The organism is Enterococcus sp. DIV0800 (assembly GCF_050559735.1).
Classification (GTDB): domain Bacteria; phylum Bacillota; class Bacilli; order Lactobacillales; family Enterococcaceae; genus Enterococcus_A; species Enterococcus_A devriesei.
In genome coordinates, this window is record NZ_CP187898.1 from 1,498,838 (window position 1) to 1,517,150 (window position 18,313).

At 38.6% G+C, this 18,313-nt stretch carries 16 protein-coding genes and 1 pseudogene; 6 read left to right on the forward strand and 11 right to left on the reverse strand.

What is annotated here, in order from left to right:
* Window positions 1-35 precede the first annotated feature (35 nt).
* The 3 genes from budA to IGI54_RS07235 all read right to left on the reverse strand — a co-directional run bounded on the left by budA (window position 36) and on the right by IGI54_RS07235 (window position 3,330).
* Window positions 36-749, reverse strand: coding sequence for an acetolactate decarboxylase (budA, locus tag IGI54_RS07225; protein WP_430620292.1), 714 nt, complete (start codon window positions 747-749; stop codon window positions 36-38).
* A gap of 55 nt (window positions 750-804) precedes the next feature.
* Entirely contained in the window at window positions 805-2,457 is a 1,653-nt protein-coding gene (alsS, locus tag IGI54_RS07230) for an acetolactate synthase AlsS (protein WP_430620293.1), read from the reverse strand.
* Window positions 2,458-2,835: 378 nt separating this feature from the next.
* Window positions 2,836-3,330, reverse strand: coding sequence for a MerR family transcriptional regulator (locus IGI54_RS07235; RefSeq protein WP_430620294.1), 495 nt, complete (start codon window positions 3,328-3,330; stop codon window positions 2,836-2,838).
* A 97-nt stretch (window positions 3,331-3,427) separates the two neighbouring features.
* Here IGI54_RS07235 and IGI54_RS07240 point away from each other — a divergent pair, with 97 nt between their 5' ends.
* From IGI54_RS07240 to IGI54_RS07250, 3 genes are all read left to right on the forward strand, one after another.
* Window positions 3,428-4,291: an SPL family radical SAM protein gene (locus tag IGI54_RS07240; RefSeq protein WP_430620295.1), complete on the forward strand. Its 864-nt coding sequence runs from the start codon at window positions 3,428-3,430 to the stop codon at window positions 4,289-4,291.
* A 73-nt stretch (window positions 4,292-4,364) separates the two neighbouring features.
* Window positions 4,365-4,637: a hypothetical protein gene (locus IGI54_RS07245; protein ID WP_216430720.1), complete on the forward strand. Its 273-nt coding sequence runs from the start codon at window positions 4,365-4,367 to the stop codon at window positions 4,635-4,637.
* A gap of 34 nt (window positions 4,638-4,671) precedes the next feature.
* Window positions 4,672-5,595, forward strand: coding sequence for a LacI family DNA-binding transcriptional regulator (locus IGI54_RS07250; protein WP_430620296.1), 924 nt, complete (start codon window positions 4,672-4,674; stop codon window positions 5,593-5,595).
* A 629-nt stretch (window positions 5,596-6,224) separates the two neighbouring features.
* On the opposite strand, the gene IGI54_RS07255 is transcribed toward IGI54_RS07250, so the two are convergent.
* Window positions 6,225-6,782 carry a TetR/AcrR family transcriptional regulator gene (locus tag IGI54_RS07255; protein WP_071862871.1) on the reverse strand — a complete coding sequence of 186 codons (558 nt, stop codon included), beginning with the start codon at window positions 6,780-6,782 and terminating at the stop codon, window positions 6,225-6,227.
* Window positions 6,783-6,993: 211 nt separating this feature from the next.
* Here IGI54_RS07255 and IGI54_RS07260 point away from each other — a divergent pair, with 211 nt between their 5' ends.
* Entirely contained in the window at window positions 6,994-7,737 is a 744-nt protein-coding gene (locus tag IGI54_RS07260; protein WP_430620297.1) for an ABC transporter ATP-binding protein, read from the forward strand.
* Window positions 7,724-8,815: an ABC transporter permease gene (locus IGI54_RS07265; RefSeq protein ID WP_430620298.1), complete on the forward strand. Its 1,092-nt coding sequence runs from the start codon at window positions 7,724-7,726 to the stop codon at window positions 8,813-8,815. Before IGI54_RS07260 ends, IGI54_RS07265 begins: the two co-directional genes overlap by 14 nt.
* 178 nt (window positions 8,816-8,993) lie before the next feature.
* On the opposite strand, the gene IGI54_RS07270 is transcribed toward IGI54_RS07265, so the two are convergent.
* Window positions 8,994-9,593, reverse strand: coding sequence for a PepSY domain-containing protein (locus tag IGI54_RS07270; protein ID WP_313629772.1), 600 nt, complete (start codon window positions 9,591-9,593; stop codon window positions 8,994-8,996).
* Window positions 9,594-9,921: 328 nt separating this feature from the next.
* On the opposite strand from IGI54_RS07270, the gene IGI54_RS07275 reads away from it, so the two are divergent.
* The gene (locus tag IGI54_RS07275) at window positions 9,922-11,397 is read left to right on the forward strand and encodes a helix-turn-helix domain-containing protein (RefSeq protein ID WP_430620299.1); all 1,476 of its coding nucleotides are present in this window, start codon (window positions 9,922-9,924) and stop codon (window positions 11,395-11,397) included.
* An 84-nt stretch (window positions 11,398-11,481) separates the two neighbouring features.
* On the opposite strand, the gene celB is transcribed toward IGI54_RS07275, so the two are convergent.
* The 6 genes and pseudogenes from celB to IGI54_RS07305 form a co-directional block, all read right to left on the reverse strand.
* Window positions 11,482-12,831, reverse strand: coding sequence for a PTS cellobiose transporter subunit IIC (gene celB, locus IGI54_RS07280; RefSeq protein WP_313629774.1), 1,350 nt, complete (start codon window positions 12,829-12,831; stop codon window positions 11,482-11,484).
* A gap of 17 nt (window positions 12,832-12,848) precedes the next feature.
* Window positions 12,849-13,349 (reverse strand): hypothetical protein, encoded by a 501-nt coding sequence (locus IGI54_RS07285; protein ID WP_430620300.1) that lies wholly within the window; start codon window positions 13,347-13,349, stop codon window positions 12,849-12,851.
* Window positions 13,350-13,360: 11 nt separating this feature from the next.
* Window positions 13,361-13,681, reverse strand: coding sequence for a PTS cellobiose transporter subunit IIA (locus tag IGI54_RS07290; RefSeq protein ID WP_216430787.1), 321 nt, complete (start codon window positions 13,679-13,681; stop codon window positions 13,361-13,363).
* A 28-nt stretch (window positions 13,682-13,709) separates the two neighbouring features.
* On the reverse strand, window positions 13,710-15,686 hold the full coding sequence (locus IGI54_RS07295) for a BglG family transcription antiterminator (RefSeq protein ID WP_430620301.1): 1,977 nt from the start codon (window positions 15,684-15,686) through the stop codon (window positions 13,710-13,712).
* A 17-nt stretch (window positions 15,687-15,703) separates the two neighbouring features.
* Window positions 15,704-16,018, reverse strand: coding sequence for a PTS cellobiose transporter subunit IIB (locus IGI54_RS07300; RefSeq protein WP_216430703.1), 315 nt, complete (start codon window positions 16,016-16,018; stop codon window positions 15,704-15,706).
* A 291-nt stretch (window positions 16,019-16,309) separates the two neighbouring features.
* Window positions 16,310-17,961, reverse strand: a pseudogene (locus tag IGI54_RS07305) (MutS-related protein).
* Window positions 17,962-18,313 lie beyond the last annotated feature (352 nt).

Consider the following 18,313-nt stretch of genomic DNA (forward strand, 5'->3'; position numbering starts at 1 on the left):
AAAGAGCCGTTCACGAAATGTGAACGGCTCTTTTCTTATTCTGCTTCTTCAATATCTTTTGAAATATCGTCAAGCTTGATTTCATTTTCTAAATAATCGGTATTTTCTGTTGGGAAATGTTGGCGGAACTCAGCTAATTCCATCAACTCAACTTTCCCCTCTGTTAACTCAAAATCAAGGACGTGACCGCCAAATTGACGATCATCGCTAATAAAGTGTAGATGGAAGCCCGCTGCTGCAGCTCCTTGGAATAAATTTGGTGTGAAGAAGCCGACAATTGTCCCAGAAATTTCATCTGCAGAAAATTCTGGCTGATGTCTTGCAATCTCCACGAAGCGCGGATAAGGCTTCTCTTGTTTAGGCGCGACCCGCACATGCATATGTTTGAAAGTACCGCTGATTTTCACCGCTGAAAACAAATTGTGGCTGATTTTTTCTAAGATATGGTCCTTCACTGCCTTATCTGAAAGCTCAGCTAATGAAAAATCCTCATCTGTTTGAAAAGTTGTTACCGCGGCATAAGGAGTAAGCTCATCGCCTGCTAGTTGATTGATCACACCTGTTTCATCTGCATGATACACGACACCATCAAGGATGATTACTTCACCATTTGATCCTTCCAATGTGCCTAAACCAAAATCACCGTAATGCAGCAATTCACCGATTTTTTCCGTACCATCCATTAAATCTTGCATCAATCCACCAAGTGTTCCATGTTGGTAAATATAACTTTTTGTTTTCACTGTCATAATTAGTCCCTCCTACTTGCCGTCAGTCTACTCACCTATCAAGTCAATCGGCTGTTTAATAAAATTGATCGGGCAAGATCGTTTTTCCTAATTCTTTGTTGTCGCTGTAATCGATTGGAATATCAATAATCACTGGACCATCGGTTTGCAAGCCTTCTTGAATTGCAGCTTCCAATTCTGCCTGAGACGTTGCACGGAGACCCTTGGCCCCGAATGCTTCCGCATATTTTACAAAATCAACTGGACCAAAATGCACACCAGAAGACCGATCGTATTTCATTTCTTCTTGGAATTCCACCATATTGTAACTGCCATCGTTCCAAATCAAATGAATAATTTTTTGCTTCAATCGAACGGCTGTTTCCAGCTCTTGAGCGGAGAATAAGAAACCGCCGTCTCCGGAGATCGAGAAGATCTGGGTATTTGGTCGAACTAAAGCTGCGGAGATGGCCCATGGTAATGCGACACCAAGGGTTTGCATCCCATTACTGAACAATAGATGACGTGGTTCGTAACTGCGGAAATGGCGTGCCATCCAAATATAATGGCTACCGACATCGACTGTTACGGTCATCTCATCACTGACATTTTTTTGCAAAGTATCGATGACCGCTAACGGATGCACTCGACCCTCAACAGAAGCAAAGTGCTTATTGCCATTTTCTAATTTGTCTTGCAGCGTAGTCAAATAATGGACTGCATCTTCAGACAATTCATAATGATCGATCGCTTCACTTAAGTTTTCCATCGTTTTAGCGATACTACCGATCAATTCTACCTCTGGTTGCATGTATTGATCGATTTCCATCGGTACCTCATCTATTACTACAATACGCGCATCCTTCTCCGCATTCCAATTTCGTGCTTCGTATTCGATTGGATCATAACCCACTGCAAGCACGAGATCACTGCGTTTTAATAGCATATCTCCTGGTTGGTTACGGAACAAACCAACACGACCAAAGAAATGATTTTCTAATTCACGTGAGATAATTCCCGCTCCTTGAAAAGTTTCAACAACTGGCAAACCGGTTTTTTCTACTAATTTGCGAATGGCTCGGGTTTCATTTTCACCTGAAGCGCGCATTCCAACCAGTAGGACGGGCAATTTTGCTTCTTTGATCCGTTGAATCAAATCCTGAATGTCTTCTGTTGAAGCAGCCCCTAAAATTGGAGCAGATAAAGGATTAATCGCTGCTCCCTTCACCTCGCCATCGGTCACATCTTGCGGGATTGAAAGGAAGCTTGCACCCTTTTTAGCAGTCTTCGCGATGCGATAGGCATTCGCAATACTTTCTGATAATGTTTCAGGATCTTGAATCTCAGAACTATATTTTGTAATTGGAGCAAATAGAGCTGCATTGTCCATGCTTTGATGTGTCAGTTTTGATAAATCGGACCGTTTTACTTGTCCAGCCAAAGCCAAAACAGGATCGCCTTCCGCTGTAGCAGTCACTAACCCGGTTGCTAAATTACTTGCACCCGGTCCACTAGTTGCGATAACCACGCCGGGTTCGCCAGTCAAACGGCCGATTGCTTGTGCCATAAAAGCCGCATTTTGTTCGTGACGAGCTAAAATTAATTGCGGGCCATGATCTTCTAATGTATCGAAAACGCCGTCGATCTTGGCGCCGGGAATTCCAAAAATAAATGGAACATTATGATTTTCTAAACTTCTAACAATGATTTCTGCACCTTTTTTATCCACTGTATTACATCTCCTAAAAATCTGTATCATTTACAATTGATAATATAGCATCTATTCTTTTATATATCAAGAATGAAACACTTTGTAATATTGTTTTTCGGAAACTATTCATATTCGTACAGAAAATAGATTGATTTTTGACAAAATAAAAAAGGAATGGATTGCTCCACTCCGAAAACGTCTACCGATCTTCTATTCTGTAAAATTAAACTCAGCTGCCCAGTCGAAATCACCGGAACTTTCGTAACTTTGCGGCAAACTTGATCGCCGTCAGTTGACGGCACTTTAAAGGCGGCTGCACCTCAGTCTTACGCCCCAGCAAAATAGCTAATTCGACATCGACGCCCTCTTCAAGATATTCCTGATCATGAAAAATAGTTAGACTTTTTTTGGATCACTAGGATAAGCAATTTTTTGATCCTTCAATTGCTCAATGAATTCTTCCCAAAAAAGCCCTTCATGATAAAAAGTTTTTAATTTTTTGCGATAGCTGATGACTTGAAAAGCCGAAATTGATTTAATTGATATTTGATAGTTTTTTTGTTGCTGCATCCGTTTGAGCATTCGCTGAATCTGCTGCTGTCGAAAACGATCTTGTTGAATTTCTTGCTCGATCACTCGTTCTTTTTCTAGTAGTGCGGCTGTCATGATCTCAGCATCTTGCTGGATCAAAATTTTGATTTCCTTTAAAGAAAACTTCAGCTCCCGCAATAATACGATTTGGGCCAATACTTCTAACTGTTTAACGGAATAATAGCGATAGCCAGATTCGTGATCGATTTGTTTTGGATGGAGCAAACCAATCTCGTCGTAATGATGCAAGGTTCGAATGGATACTTGACCGAGTCGCGAAAACTCGCCGATTTTCAACATAAACCCACCTCCGCTATTCATTATACCGAGACTTTCGATTGTTATCACCTTGAATTTATGGGATAATAAATACGAACGCACGTTCAGGAGGTGTCGAATGCATTATAAAGCATATAAAACTATCTTATCCCCTAAGAATGGGTTGAATCTTTTTCGTGGCTGTACTCACGGCTGTATTTATTGTGACAGTCGTAGTGATTGCTATCAAATGGATCACCCTTTTGAAGATATTGAGATCAAGGCCAATGCCCTAGAAATTTTTGAACAGGAATTGCAACGGCGGCGGAAACCTTGCATGATTGGCACCGGCGCTATGACCGATCCTTATATTCAATTAGAACCTCGTCTGCAAATCACTCGTGGCGCTCTTGAATTAATTGAAAAATATGAATTTGGGGTAGCGATTCAAACCAAATCCGCCCGTATTTTGCGAGATCTGGATTTACTGACGGCGATTAACAAAAAAACTAAAGCGGTGGTGCAAATGACTTTGACCACTTACGATGAAGACTTATGTAAAATTTTGGAGCCTTATGTTTCTACTACAAAAGAACGCTTTGAAACATTGATGCATTTTAAAACGGTCGAGATTCCATCTGTTGTCTGGCTCTCTCCTATCTTGCCTTTTATTAATGACAGCAAGGAAAACTTGGAAGGGATTCTCGAATACTGTATCCAAGCGGGGGTCAAAGGAATCCTATGCTTTGGCTTTGGTGTGACCTTGCGAGCCGGCAATCGCGACTTTTTTTATCAACAGCTAGACAAACACTTTCCTGGTATGAAGCAAAAATATCGCCTTGCTTTTGGTGAAAACTATGTTTGCACCAGCCCTAACAACGATGAATTAATGGCTATTTTTAAGAACACCTGTCAAAAACATGGTATCCTTTACCAAACAGAAGACATTTTTCGCTATCTTCATACCTTTGAAGACAAGCGGGAGCAACTTTCTTTATTTTAAGTAAACAAAAGGCTTGCTCTGAAACTCGTTTCATAAACTATACTGCTTTTGTAAAGAAAAAGGAGGAAGCTTTATGAATACCTATATGAAGATTCAAAATACCGAAACACAAGAATATTTTCATGTTTCTCTAAATTTTTCTGACCACCAGTTGACCCTCGTTCGAAGCCAAGGTCTGAAACGTCCCCTCACTGAAATATTGCAGTTGGCCGACATCAGCAGCTTAGTCTTTGATGAATTTTTAGGTAGCCCGATTATTAGTTTCTTCTATAAAAATCGTCGCTACACCTTTTACGAATCTGGCCCTGCCGTGACCGAATACCTTAAAGAGAACTTAGCGGCTTAAACATAGAATAAATCCTTGATTAAAGAGGTGTCCCATGGCAAACATCCGTGATATCGCAAGAATTACCGGCTACTCGGTATCGACAATCTCCCGCGTCATTAATAACCATCCATATGTAACCGAAGAAAAACGTGAAAAGGTACTGGCCGTCATGACTGAGCTGAATTACGTTCCGAATCGCTCCGCGCAAAATTTGAGCTATGGAAAGACTAAGAATGTCGGGGTTGTCTTGCCTTTTATTAACCACGCTTATTACGATCAAATGCTCAGCGGGATCATGCAGGCGGCTTTTGACCACCGTTATCGAGTGAGCTTATTGCCGACGAATTATGATCAAGCGCTGGAAAAAAACTACTTAGACGAGTTTGCTACCAAGACTTATGACGGACTGATTGTAACTACAAAAGCTAATCCCATCGATGTTTTTCAAGAATACCAACAGTACGGTCCGATCGTTTTTTGTGAAAACATTCCAGAGGCACCTGTGAGTTGTGTCTATTACAATTTAGAAAACTCTTTACGGGAAGCCTTTCATTATTTAAAAACGAAGGGCGTGAAACATTTAGGGATCACCTTAGGACGCAGTAAAAATATTAGTCATAACTCGCAAGTAACGTTGCGGATCGCCAAGGAAGTCTTCCCAAACTTCGATGAATCGAATATTTTTTGGGACTGCTGTGTCCATACCCAAGATGGTGAAAAAGCCGCCGCATTTTTTAAACAGCGTTCCGTTGATGGCATTTTAACCAACGGCGATGAGGTAGCCGCCGTCATTTTGACTGAGTATGAACGGAATGCTCCCTTAGTGATTGGTCGGGAAAATTTGTTGATCAGTAAATTAGCCGGCTTTCCTAGTATCGACCATCATTTAACTAAGGTTGGGAAGTTAGCCTTTGAAGCTTTTTTCCATAACAAACAAGAAAAGATTTGTGTTCCTCATGATTTTATTGAACGGTAACATCGAAACAGCCGATTGAAAATTTCAATCGGCTGTTTCGGCTTTTTAGGGAAAGATTTCCAGTATAAAACAGTAAACTTCTGACTGTCAACAATGAAACTACGGAACGGCAATCTGATAAATCACCCTCACTAATAAGATAGACAGGTCTTGAATGACGTGGATCGTCTGAAACTGTGGTATTGCTTGAAATAGCAGCGGCAATAAACACGCCCTCTCTTGCTCTGAAAAGTAGGCATGGAAATAAAAGAAGTAACGCTTCATGGACTCACTTACTGGATAGATGTAGAGTGAGCGAACCAACGAAAGACATGGGCGATCGAGGTTTTCTGTCCCTAAAACATCACGAATCTGTAAAAGACACACCAATTTAATGACTGTTTCACCGTCGTGACTTTCACGATAATAGGCGGTAATCTGAGGCTCGATATTTTCTTATTTGGTCCGAAATAGTTGATAGACCGTAAAATGATGACGCTCCATACGCTCGCCTTCTTCCGAAAATAAATTTTTGCTCTACACTATTATTAACGAAAGATTTTGTAGGAATGCTTATTCTTTTTGAAAAAAATTTTTATTGAGCAATGCGACAAGCCTTAAAGAGTTTTAGCGACACTTCAAGGCTTGACTTATTTTTTGAAATCAAAGGTGATCAAGTGCGTCATGATTTTTACTAGTTCGGCTGGCGATTCCTTCTGTCCACGATTGATCCAATCTTGCAACACGCCCAACAGTGCATTGCTTAAAAAAATGATCGCAAAATGCTGTTCCGTTTCACTTTCGATCTTCAAGTTCAACTGTGGGAAAATATTTACCCGCGCATTCTCCTGCATGACTCTTTTTATATAATTTTGGACTTCCACCGAACCATTTTCCGATAGTAAAGCAGCAATCAACTTCCCCTCTCCTTGAAGATAATTCAACATATTTGAAAATAGTTTGGTTTTGTCTCTGTCACTAGTTTCTGCTAAAAATTGATTGGCTTGATCACGAAATTTTTGTAAATTCACTTCAACCAAATCATATTTATCCACATAGTGAAGATAAAATCCGCTGCGGCTGATCTCCGCCTCTTGGCAAATATTTGTCACAGTGATCTGCTCAAAGCTTTTCGTTTGAAGCAGTCGCGTCATGGCCGCCAAAATATTTTTTCTCGTGCGTTCATAACGCAGATCCGTTTCTTTCATTTTCTAGCCCTCCGACAATTAATAAACACTTTTTCTCAACCTGTACATTACCAGCAGTCTTTCCTTGCATCCTTAACGAGTCACTATATAATTCATATAGTACAAAATAATAGACACCGTGTCCATTTTATAAACGTTACTGCTTTGACTTAATGAAAAGCTAGAAATAACCAGCGTCGCAAAAAATTTTTTTAACTAATTAGGGGGACCCATGATGGATGCTAACAATATAGTCGCGCAAATATCTCAGGCGTATAAATCATTTGATAAACGGGAAGTTTTGAAAGATGTCAATCTACAAATTGAAGCTGGAAAAATCTTAGGCTTGATTGGACCAAGCGGTGCCGGTAAATCGACCACGATAAAATGTTTACTGGGAATGGAAAAATTGGATAAAGGCCAAACCACCGTTTTTCAAACCAAGATGCCTAATCGTAAAGTCTTAGCCCGCGTCGGCTATATGGGACAAAGTGACGCCCTATATTCGGATTTGACTGCTAAGGAAAACTTGATTTTCTTTGGCAAATTAATGGGACTAACCGGTGATACATTAGAACAAGCAATCCAAGAAAATATGGCGCTGGTCAATTTAACTGGTGCTCTCGATCAAATCGTCTCGACCTATTCTGGTGGAATGAAACGGCGCTTATCATTAGCTATGACCTTATTGTCGAATCCCGATCTGCTCGTATTGGATGAACCAACGGTTGGGATTGATCCCACCTTGCGTGTCGCTGTTTGGAAGCAACTGCAGCATTTGGCAGCAGAAAATAAAGCGATCGTCGTCACAACCCATGTAATGGACGAGGCAGAAAAATGTGACTCTGTTGGCTTAATCATCGAGGGAAAACTTTTTGCCTTCGGTACGCCGGCTGAATTAAAACAAAAATTCCAAGCAGCTTCGATTGAAGAAGTCTTCTTGAAAGCGGAGGTCGATAGCAATGATGCGTTTTAATGCCATCCTCACTAGAGTCATAAAAGAATTGATTCGTGATAAACGAACCTTAGCCTTAATGCTGATTGCGCCAGTGATTGTTTTGTCTTTGATGAATGTTGTTTTTGATTCCAACTCAGAGACCCATGTAAAAATCGGCGTGGACTCGACCGTTCCAGCCTCATTAGTAAAAAGTTTTCCCTCAGATGAAGTCAAGACGAAAAAATATCAGACGGGGATCAATATCCATGACACTATGAAGGACAACAATCTAGATGCCTTCATTTCCTTGGATGATTCGACCGTTAAAGTCACTTATGAAAATGAAGACCCTAGCAGTACTGCTCAAATTAAAGGCATGATCCAATCGATCTTAACCACCAGCAAAATGAAAGAAATGAATCAGGAGCTGCAAGTCTTAGCTGAAAAAAAGCAGACCCCTTTGAAGCTGCAAAAACTCACGGTTAAAAGTTCTTACGTTTACGGCCATGCTGACAGTACTTTCTTTGATAAAATCTTTCCGATCTTGATTGGCTTTTTCGTCTTTTTCTTTGTCTTTTTGATCTCAGGCATCGCCCTTTTACGTGAACGAACCAGCGGTACCTTGGAAAGGTTATTAGCAACACCAGTCAAACGTAGCGAAATCGTCTTTGGCTATCTTGTTGGCTACGGTCTATTTGCCATTTTGCAAACATTTGTGATTATTTTCTTCTCAATCTATCTTCTTAAGTTGCAAATTGTTGGCAGCTTGCTGTGGGTGATTGTCACGAATATTCTGATTGCCTTGACAGCACTTTCCATGGGAATCTTTGTTTCGACCTTTGCCAGCTCGGAATTTCAAATGGTTCAATTTATTCCGTTGATCGTTATTCCACAGGTCTTCTTCTCAGGTCTGGTTCCATTAGATACAATGGCGAATTGGGTCCGAGGACTTGCTTATATCTTTCCCCTCAGTTACGCCGGCAACGCTTTGAGTGCAATTATGATCAAAGGTCAAGGCACAGAAACAATCGGACCTGATCTAATGATTTTAGTTTTGTTCATCGCTGTCTTTACTGCATTAAACATTATCGGACTTAGAAGATACCGCAAAGTCTGAATTCTAGGAAAGAGGTTGAGACAGAAATATTCAGCTTCGAGAACTTTCGGCTTATTTTCGAAGAAGCTACTTCTGTTTCACCGTTTATACATGAATAGGAGCTGGGATTATATCAATGCCCTAGCTCCTTTTTTAATAAAAAAGACAATGATCACAGGATCATCGCCTCTTTAAACCATTAGTCGTCCGTCTCTGACTCAAGAATTTTTCCAGATTGCGCATCAACTTTGACGTCCGTCTCTTTTTGACCATCTTTTACTTTGACTTCCCAATAAGTTGTACCTAGCTCTTTGTCCAAACTCCATTCAGTCGCTTCGCCCTTACCAACCTGTTCCACCGCCAGATCAGAGACCTTCTCAACACTTAAAAGTTTATCTAACTCTAGTTTGTCTTCTTTTCTTTTGGCGCCGCCTTTATCGTCGGCGTCTAACGTTTCCTCCCGCTCTTTCGACACGTCCTTCGTATCTGCGTTGACAGTCATTTCATATTCCTTCTCATCATCAACACCTTCAATTTTATAGACATATTTTCCTAAAGAGCTTTCTAGCTCTAGTGACGTAATATCGCTGTCAGGATAAGCCTCTTGATAAGCCTTGATGGCTTCATCGGCACTCACTTTGAACGACTGATTGCTGCGCTCACTGCTTGCTTGGCTTTGACTACTTTGACTCGTTGTTTGAGAGGTACTAGAATTAGCGGAATCCGTTGAATCCGAACCACAACCAGCTAATCCACCAATCAACCCAAGAGACAGACCAAAAATAATTATTTTTTTCACGATTAATCGCTCCTTACATTTTATTTAGCTAATTTCTTAAAAAAATAGAATGAAATTGAGCCTTTTATTTATTCTATCATCTTACTTCCAATAAGAAATGGAAAATGATTGATTATAACTAGATTGTAAAAAAATTCTCATTTTGAATATTTTTCACGTTGGGATTTCCAAAATAAGCATTACAAATATTATTAAACTAGTTAATAAAAAAACATCTTTAGGTTTATACTCTCGCAAAAAATAAAATCTTAATCACTACCATAATTATTTTCAACTTACATCTTTTCCTTTATAATAATAATATCAATCCATTGAAAGAAGGCTTATCATGAGACATGCGTTATCCTCAACTAAAAATCGTCAGATCAATATCATCCAGATTCTACGAACAGCGAATAATTATGTCTCCATCAAACAACTAGCCGAAAGTGTGAATGCCGTACCAAAAACGGTAGTAAGTGACTGTCTAGAAATTGAAGATCAATGGGGCGATATCGTTCAAATCGAAAAAAGTGCCTCCGGTGAGTTTCGCTTGTCTGAGAAAGATAACCATTCGGTACACGAAATATTTTCAGCGATTCTTAAAGAGTCGCCAACCTTCCAATTATTGGAGCTACTCTTTTTTCAGCCGGGAAAGTTACGGACCGATCTAGAGAAAGAACTTTTCCTCAGCTCATCAAGCCTTTATCGTCGCATCGTTAAGCTAAATGAAGGCTTGGGCGAACGCGGGCTGCAAATCGATAGAAATCATCTGTGTCTGATTGGTAACGATGAACGGCAACTGCGAATTTTCATGGCGAGCTACTTTACTGAAGTCTATGATGTCTATGATTGGCCTTTTCCACTAAATCAAGCAGCGATATTGAAAGCTGCAAATTACTTAAACGAAACCTTCAACTTAAATTTAACCTTCATTCAAAAAACCGAATTTTCCTTTTTGATTGCTGTTAGCTTGATCCGTCAAGAGCAAGGCTTTTTCAATCATCAAAAACGCAATATGTATACTAAAAATCATCTGAAATTTTATCAACCTTCAGTCACGCGTGGGCTAGCTAACTTGGATTTACCGCAAAGTGAACATCACCAATGTGACTTGATCCAAACCATTTTTTGGCCTAATTTCGCTTGGGACAATCAAGAAGAAGAAGATCGTATCACTCGGCTTTGTGATGCCACAATCGCTACAATCATCGAAGCCTTAGGCATCACTATTTCCAATCAAAGCCGGGTAGAGTGTGTCGATCTTTTAAAGATGATTTATACTTCATACAAGGTCTACCCTTATGAGAAACACGTGGCGTATAATCGCGAACTCTACAACAGTTTAACGATTCAAAGAGACTTTATGGTTTTCAGCAGAGTCTTGATGAAAACACTCAAAAATTTAGAGGCCAAAGTTCATTTCCCTTGGTACTCGCTATATTTTCATTCTATTTTATTTGAGCTATTCATCTATTGGAACGATCTTCCTGAAAAATTAGCAGCCTTGCGCCAACCAGTTAAAGTCGAGGTTTGCAGTGATTTAGGCATTAAACATGCGCAACTTTTAGCTCACTATCTTAAAAACAATTATCCGGGAAAAATTTCTTTAGATGTCCAAGCGGAAAAAATCTATGCCAAAGTGCCGCAGGAGTCTTTGACCTCAGATTTATATATCACCAATTTTTCCACCCCAATCATTCCAGAAGAAAAATTATTTGTGATCGAAGACGTTCCTTCAGCCAAAAGTTTAAGCGCGTTAGCTAAAAGAATCGAGGAGCATCGAATGAATACATTGATTGGGCAGCTGTCTTACTTGAATTAAGAATAGTAAAAAGCTGTATGAACGAAAGATCGTTCATACAGCTTTTTATTTAGATCCTAATCAGATAGTTTTTTAGTGGTTGTACTATGCCTTTTCAGCCGCAAGTTCCGCTGCTTTAGCCATTTCTTCACTAAGCAATTTATTATCATAAAACTTAATGAATGGGAACCAGATAATAAATGCAATGATTGCACAAATAACTGCTAACACAGCTGCTTTCCAGTCACCACCACTACCAACAAACGCTCCGATCCCAACTGGAGAAGGCCACGGCATTTGCGCTAACATGGGTTTGACAATTTCTAACTTGATAGCAAAATAAGCAATTGACGCGGACGCCATTGGTGCTAAAAAGAAGGGAATCGCCAAATATGGATTATAAACAATTGGCATACCAAAGATAATCGGCTCATTGATATTGAAAATACCTGGAACAAGTGATGCCTTCCCTAATACCTTTAATTGATCCGATTTCGCTAAAAAGGCAATAAAAATGATCAAACCTAAAGTCGCACCCGAACCACCAACCGTGACATAAGAATTATTGAACTCACCCGCTAACGGGAAATTTGCTCCTTGTGCATTGGCAGCCATATTCGCCAACACAATGGGTGTCAAGAAAGAAGTAATGATATTCGCTCCGTGAATACCGACGATCCACAACGCATGAATCAAGAAATAAATGACCATGATTCCTAACCATGTATTCGTTAAATGTGTAACGAAACTAAAGGGAATAGCAATCATTTTAAAAATATCCGTACCTAGAGCTACTAAAACACCATTAATTACCATTACGGCAAATGAAATCACAAAAGTTGGAATTAAAGCAGTAAACGAGCGGGAAACACCAGCAGGCACTACATCAGGCATTTTAATGACCAGATTTCTTTTTACACACATACAATATAATTCAACAGCGATAATTGACATGATGATTCCTGTGAATATGCCAGAAGTTCCTAAACGATCGACAAAGGCACCCATTCTAATTCCGTTCACGACATGTTCAGTATCAGTCACTGAAGATACTAGGGCGATTTTACCGCCTTTCAACACTAATTCTGGGATACACATAAAGAAAGCGAAGATGGATAATAACGCGCCCATCAACGGGTTAACATTCAAATTTTGTTCGTCTCGTTCGATCGAGGTTAATTCATAAGCGAAAACGAAAGCAAAATAGATAGACAAAATCCCCATTGTCATTGTATTGGCGATCATATACAAATCGCTAATTTTGAAAAAAGTCGCATTGAAAAATCCTTCTAAAGCTGGAAACGATACTGGAAGTATATTTAAAACTAAGAACATTGAGCCGACAATAGTGAAAGGAATCGATGCCATTCCGGCCGCCATAACTGCTCTAACAATTTTAAGCTGGGCAATTTTACCCATTGGACCCATTAAATATTTCTGTAAAAAATTAAACATTAGTTGTTCCCCTCTCCTTAGTGCAGTGCTTTTTCATATTTTTGAATTCTATAGAAATGTTTATCTTGATTATTACTAATCTGCTTTAAGCGCCATTGGACAAATACACATAAAAGGATACCGCTTACAATAAATAGTAAAATGATCCCTCTTCCCGATTGATTATCTTTCAAAAATGGAAATACGTTCGAAAAAAAAGGTGTAAAAATTACGATAGCTAAACATAGGTTAGTCATTCCTTGAATAAGAAAATATTTTTTAGTAAATAGAGCCACATTCTGATGCTTCCGATAAAGATGATACTGCTCTGCTACTACCGGAACAAATCCAACTAGTAAAATCATTGGGATCAATGCTCCAAAACTATTTACCAATAAAAGACATATCAACCAGTAAAGATTTATGAAAAAAAATAAGGCTGTGAGATAGCGAATAATCAAATAACGATTAAAATACATATTTTGTAAACTAAATTGTTTTCTGTCTTGCTCCACTTTCAATTTTTTGGCATCGCCCATTTTCATCCCTCCTATTGATTAGTCCTTTGTTGGTACAAATAGCTCATCTCTTTAGCTACCTCCAACAAAGTCATGGTAGTCATAAGATGATCCTGTGCATGAACCATAATAATTTCCATTTCGATTTTTTTTCCGCTAGCGTAGTCTTTTAATAATTGTGTCTGAGATTTATGGGCTTCTAAAATCTTTTCATTAGCCTGTTCTAACAGATTTTCTGATTCCTCAAACGCGCCATTGCGCATTGAAGCAAATGCCTCATGAATGATTGTTCGAGCATTTCCGCTATGAAGAATGATTTCAAAAGCCGCTACCTGTAACTCTTCACTACTCATTTGTTCAGTCACAAAGATCCCCCCTTTACTAAATAATTTGAATAAATTGTTCGTTAAAATTTTCAAATGTTGGATCAGATAGAATTTGATCTTGAACCGTTAATTGATCCACTAATTGCACAATCGCCTTAGTGACCACCGTGATTCCTTCATTTTCGATATAAGAGGGAGAGATTAAGAAAACAAATTTGATATTTTTATTGTCCTCCCACTCCATACCATCTGGAATTAAAGCCACTGCGATCTTTGTAGAGACGCCAATTGGAAGGGCTGGGTGAGGGACTGCAACAGTTTCACTAAAAATAATCTGTCCCATCGTTTCTCTTTGCAAAATCTGTTGTTTCATCTTTTTTGAATAATCCTCTTCCTCATTAACACTCAATAACGCTAATAAGTCATCGATCACTGAATCCTTGGTTGGCATTACAGTATACGTTTTAAAAAAATTACGCGCAAGGTAATTAGCATAGTATTTTTGCTTTTTATGGAAATTCAAGAATTGCGTTGCTTCTATTGGTGACTCATTCGAACTCAATTGATCGAGCGTTTTCCGGATTCTATGGACATCTGTATCATTCAAAAAAACACTAACATGCAATACTGGAATCTTAAAAATCATTGTTGAAAGATCCACGGAAGATATAATCAGATCCACACCTTTTAATAAAGAATCATTAATTTCATAGTATCCCTTGACGTTTGCGATCGTAATATGTTTTCCAAACTCATTTACAACCCGATTTTTTAACAGTTGCGCACTTCCAAAACCTGTCGCGCAAATAATTAGCGCCCGTATTTTGTAGCTATCCTTTAATTTCTCCAATGCAGCCAGCAAATGCAATGCCAGATATGCCCACTCATCATCACTGATATTAAATTGGCGAAGCTTCGGCATCTCTGAAAAATGTTTTTTAGTTAACTGGAAAATACGTGGATTCTCCGCCTTTATTTCTTCAGTTAAAGGATTTTCTAACGATATTCCTCTGTTAGATCTAACCAACAATGGACCTAAATGATCTAATAATCCATTTTTCAACTGAAGATCATCCGCTAACGAATAGCCAAGTGCTTGAGATATCTTTTCAATTGCTGTATCTAATTCTTTAAGCAGCTCCTGATTACTTTCGTTCGCCTCGTGATTCGATTTTGCCATCAAATGAACAGTTAAATAGGAAATCTCCTCAACTGGAAAAATGACATTAGCCATCATCTCAATTCGTTTAACAATTTTTTTAGCTACTTGATATTCAAGACTCTCAAAGAGATCTTGTTGGATACCTAAATCCTTAATCTCAAATCCTTCTTTCATTCGCTTAATTCCTAACGAAAGATGCAAAACTAGATTTTGAATAATGAAATCAGAAACTTTTAGATGGGCCTCTCGCGTCTCATCCAAGATAATAATCGTCAGTTCTTCCAGACTAATTTCTTTAAAGAACTGACTGTTTCCTAAATAATCTTTCATAGAGTTAGCGTAGGTCTTGCCAAAAAGCGTATCCATAATAAAATGACGTTTGTTTCGCTCTTCTCCTTCAACCCAAAAGCCTTTTCCGTGTTTCGATACGATTTTTAATGAATAAAGTTTTAGTTTATCTTTTATGTCTTGAATATCTTTTGTTAGGCTAGAGCGACTAATGAATAATTCCTCAGCTAAATCATCAATAAAAATCACACGTTCTTCCAGTAATAGTCTATTCAAAATATATTTTTGCCGTTCTTCTACTTCAGAAAATCCCACGGTCTTTTTGTGTAAATTACTTACCATATTTTCTTGGTTCAAAAAAAGATCAAAAGCCATTTTATGAATGATCGTTAGTTGATATCCTCGCCCCTGCTTAGCAATAATTTTCCCCCCATTATCTTCAACTAACGGTTTTAAATCCTGTAGATAATTTCGAACTGTTCGATCTGATAGGGATAATTTAGAAGCTAGGTCTCCGCTTGTCACATACTCACCATTATGTTTTATTAAAAAACTCAACAAAGCCTTTTCCTTCTGCCTCATCCTTAATCACTCCTAAATTAAATATTTTCTTCAATTACCTCGGCTAATTTTTCTATCCCCGTCGGAATTGGAACATATGCCTGAAACGGTATGCTGACGACAGGTTTATCAACCGTTTCACCTAATTTTTTAAACTTATCCAGAAACATAGTTGTTTGTGGACTAATTAAGAAAAGATCAAAGTCGCTATTCTTAATCATATTGTCTCCTTCAGTCGCTGAGACGGCATCTACCATAATCTCTTTTCCAGCCTGTTTAAAATGATCTGTTGTTTTTGAAGCCATCATAGAAGAAGACATTCCTGCTGCACAAATAATCAATGCTTTTTTCATCGTTCACACACTCCTAAATTTTTTATTTTTCACTGTTCATTGCATTTACCTGTTTAAATCAATTAAGGAAACCTTTAGTACAAATCAAGAATAATATGTAAGCGTTTCCCTATCAACGTAGAAATTTCCGTATCAATAAGGAAAAAAATTGTAGATTTAAGATTTAATCATCCTTCAAAGATACCTAATATAAAAGAATTGTCTATAATATATCCAATATAATTGAATATATTATAGACAATTTAGTCAATTATTTAATTTTAAAGAACAACTAATGAGTCTTTAACCATTTTACTCAAACACTGTCCACGTACGATGCTTATCGAAATATTCTGCTTCACTTTGCACATGCTTCACAAGTGTTTCGGGATAGCCTAACACTTTTAAAAGCGCAATTGCATTACGGGTCGTTGCTGGCCCCTGTCGAACTTGGTAATCAAAATTGACCCCTTGTTCTTCTGTCACTTGTTCTTCAAAATGCAGATTGTCACATTTGGTCTTCAATATTTCCGTCAGCTCGATGTCTCGTGTGTGGCAACGAAGGCTAGGCTAGGATAAGCGCTGATCCAATTCACAACGCTAGAAGAAGCGGCAATTCGTTCAATCGTATTCGTTCCTTTTAATATCTCATCCACAAAACAATAGCAACGTTGACTGGTGGCAACTTGATCCAGTAACCGTTTAATCGACTTGATTTCCGCCACAAAATAACTGTCTCCTTCAATCACGTTATCTTCCACTGCCATCGAAGTTATCACATGGCCTGCTTGAATTGTAAAAGATTCCGCCAGCGCGGTATTGATCGTTTGCGCCAAGATTGTACTGATGGCGATACTGCGGACATAGGTCGATTTGCCGGAAGCATTCGAGCCTGTCACTAAGATATTTTTTTGCCATTCAACGGGATTTGCTACTGGCCCATTAACTAAGGGATGATAAATATTCTCTGCCACAACGCCACCGGTTTTAAGCTGCGGTTGACAACTCAAGGGTATATAAGTCCGAAAATTTAGAACAGCGATCGCCACTTCCATCTTTCCTAAAGCTTCCCACAAGTTTATCGCTTGCTGATTGTATTTGCTCAGCCGCGTCAAAACAAAATTATAAGCAATAAACGGAATCATGAACATCATATTCAAGTAATCAAATAGCACATCCGCCTCAGTATTCCCTTTAATGCGAAAAGAAAAGCCCCACATTGCAATTCCCTTTAACGGCTGAAAGTTTTGCTTCAACTCCGCTTGCAGCGGTGTTTTTAGCTTACAAAGTTTTTTCGTCAAAACGATCGTCTGGACTAGGTAACGCATACTGTTCAACTCGATTTCCAAGCGAACTTTTTTATACATATAAAAAATAATATTAAAAACCATCGCCCCAATAAAAAGCAGTAAGGCCACCGGACCAATTATTAAAAGCAGTAGCAAACTAATTATCGGTAAGACTCCTAGTGCCACATACAACCAAAACGTTCCTAATTGCTCTCGCTGGCCGCTGGCTAAGTATTGTTTCGTAAAATTATTATCTTGCTTTCCCAGGAGGGCATAGTTATATTGGATCTCCTGCCGCATCTTCGGATTTTCTTCAAAAAAGTCTATCAAGTCTTCCAATTCTTGATCTTTCGCAAAATTGAAATTGCGTAGTTGTTGATAAAGCGCTTCGGAGCCGACACTAGAATACGTGCCATTAATCAGTTTGAAAATTTCAAACATATCCAAATCATGCCAAGTAAGCTCATCTACTTCACTATCCCAATGACGAAACCCCTTTTCAATCTGCCAAGCTTGGTTCAAGCTGTCCTCTTTATCCAGATGTGACTGGTATGGTTGCTTCCCCCAATTATCAATCACCTTGCGTTTCAATTTATAGCGCGAGTAAATTTCCAGCCCAATCAAGGCAACAAACATCGCAACGATTCCACTAACAATTATCACTATCGCACTCATCATAGCTCCTTTTCTATCCGTTTTATTTAAGTGTAGCGAATAATAAAACATTTTCAATCATGAATTGAACGTTGTACCAATACTTTTTTGTAAAAGAAAAAGCCCTCGTTTCCACGAGGACCTTGCTTCATCAGATAATAATGGATTAACGACGAATTTCTTTGATACGAGCTGCTTTTCCGTGTAATGCACGTAGGTAGCTTTAGGTTATTCATCCTTTGTCATAAGTTATCTAAAGGTTGTCAAATAAAGGGATATTCGACCTTTGCTTATTCATTTCATGTCAATAATTTTCAAGTATTAGTCAATTTTTGCCCCTTTTTTGCCCCCTTAGTTTAATTTTTAATCTTTT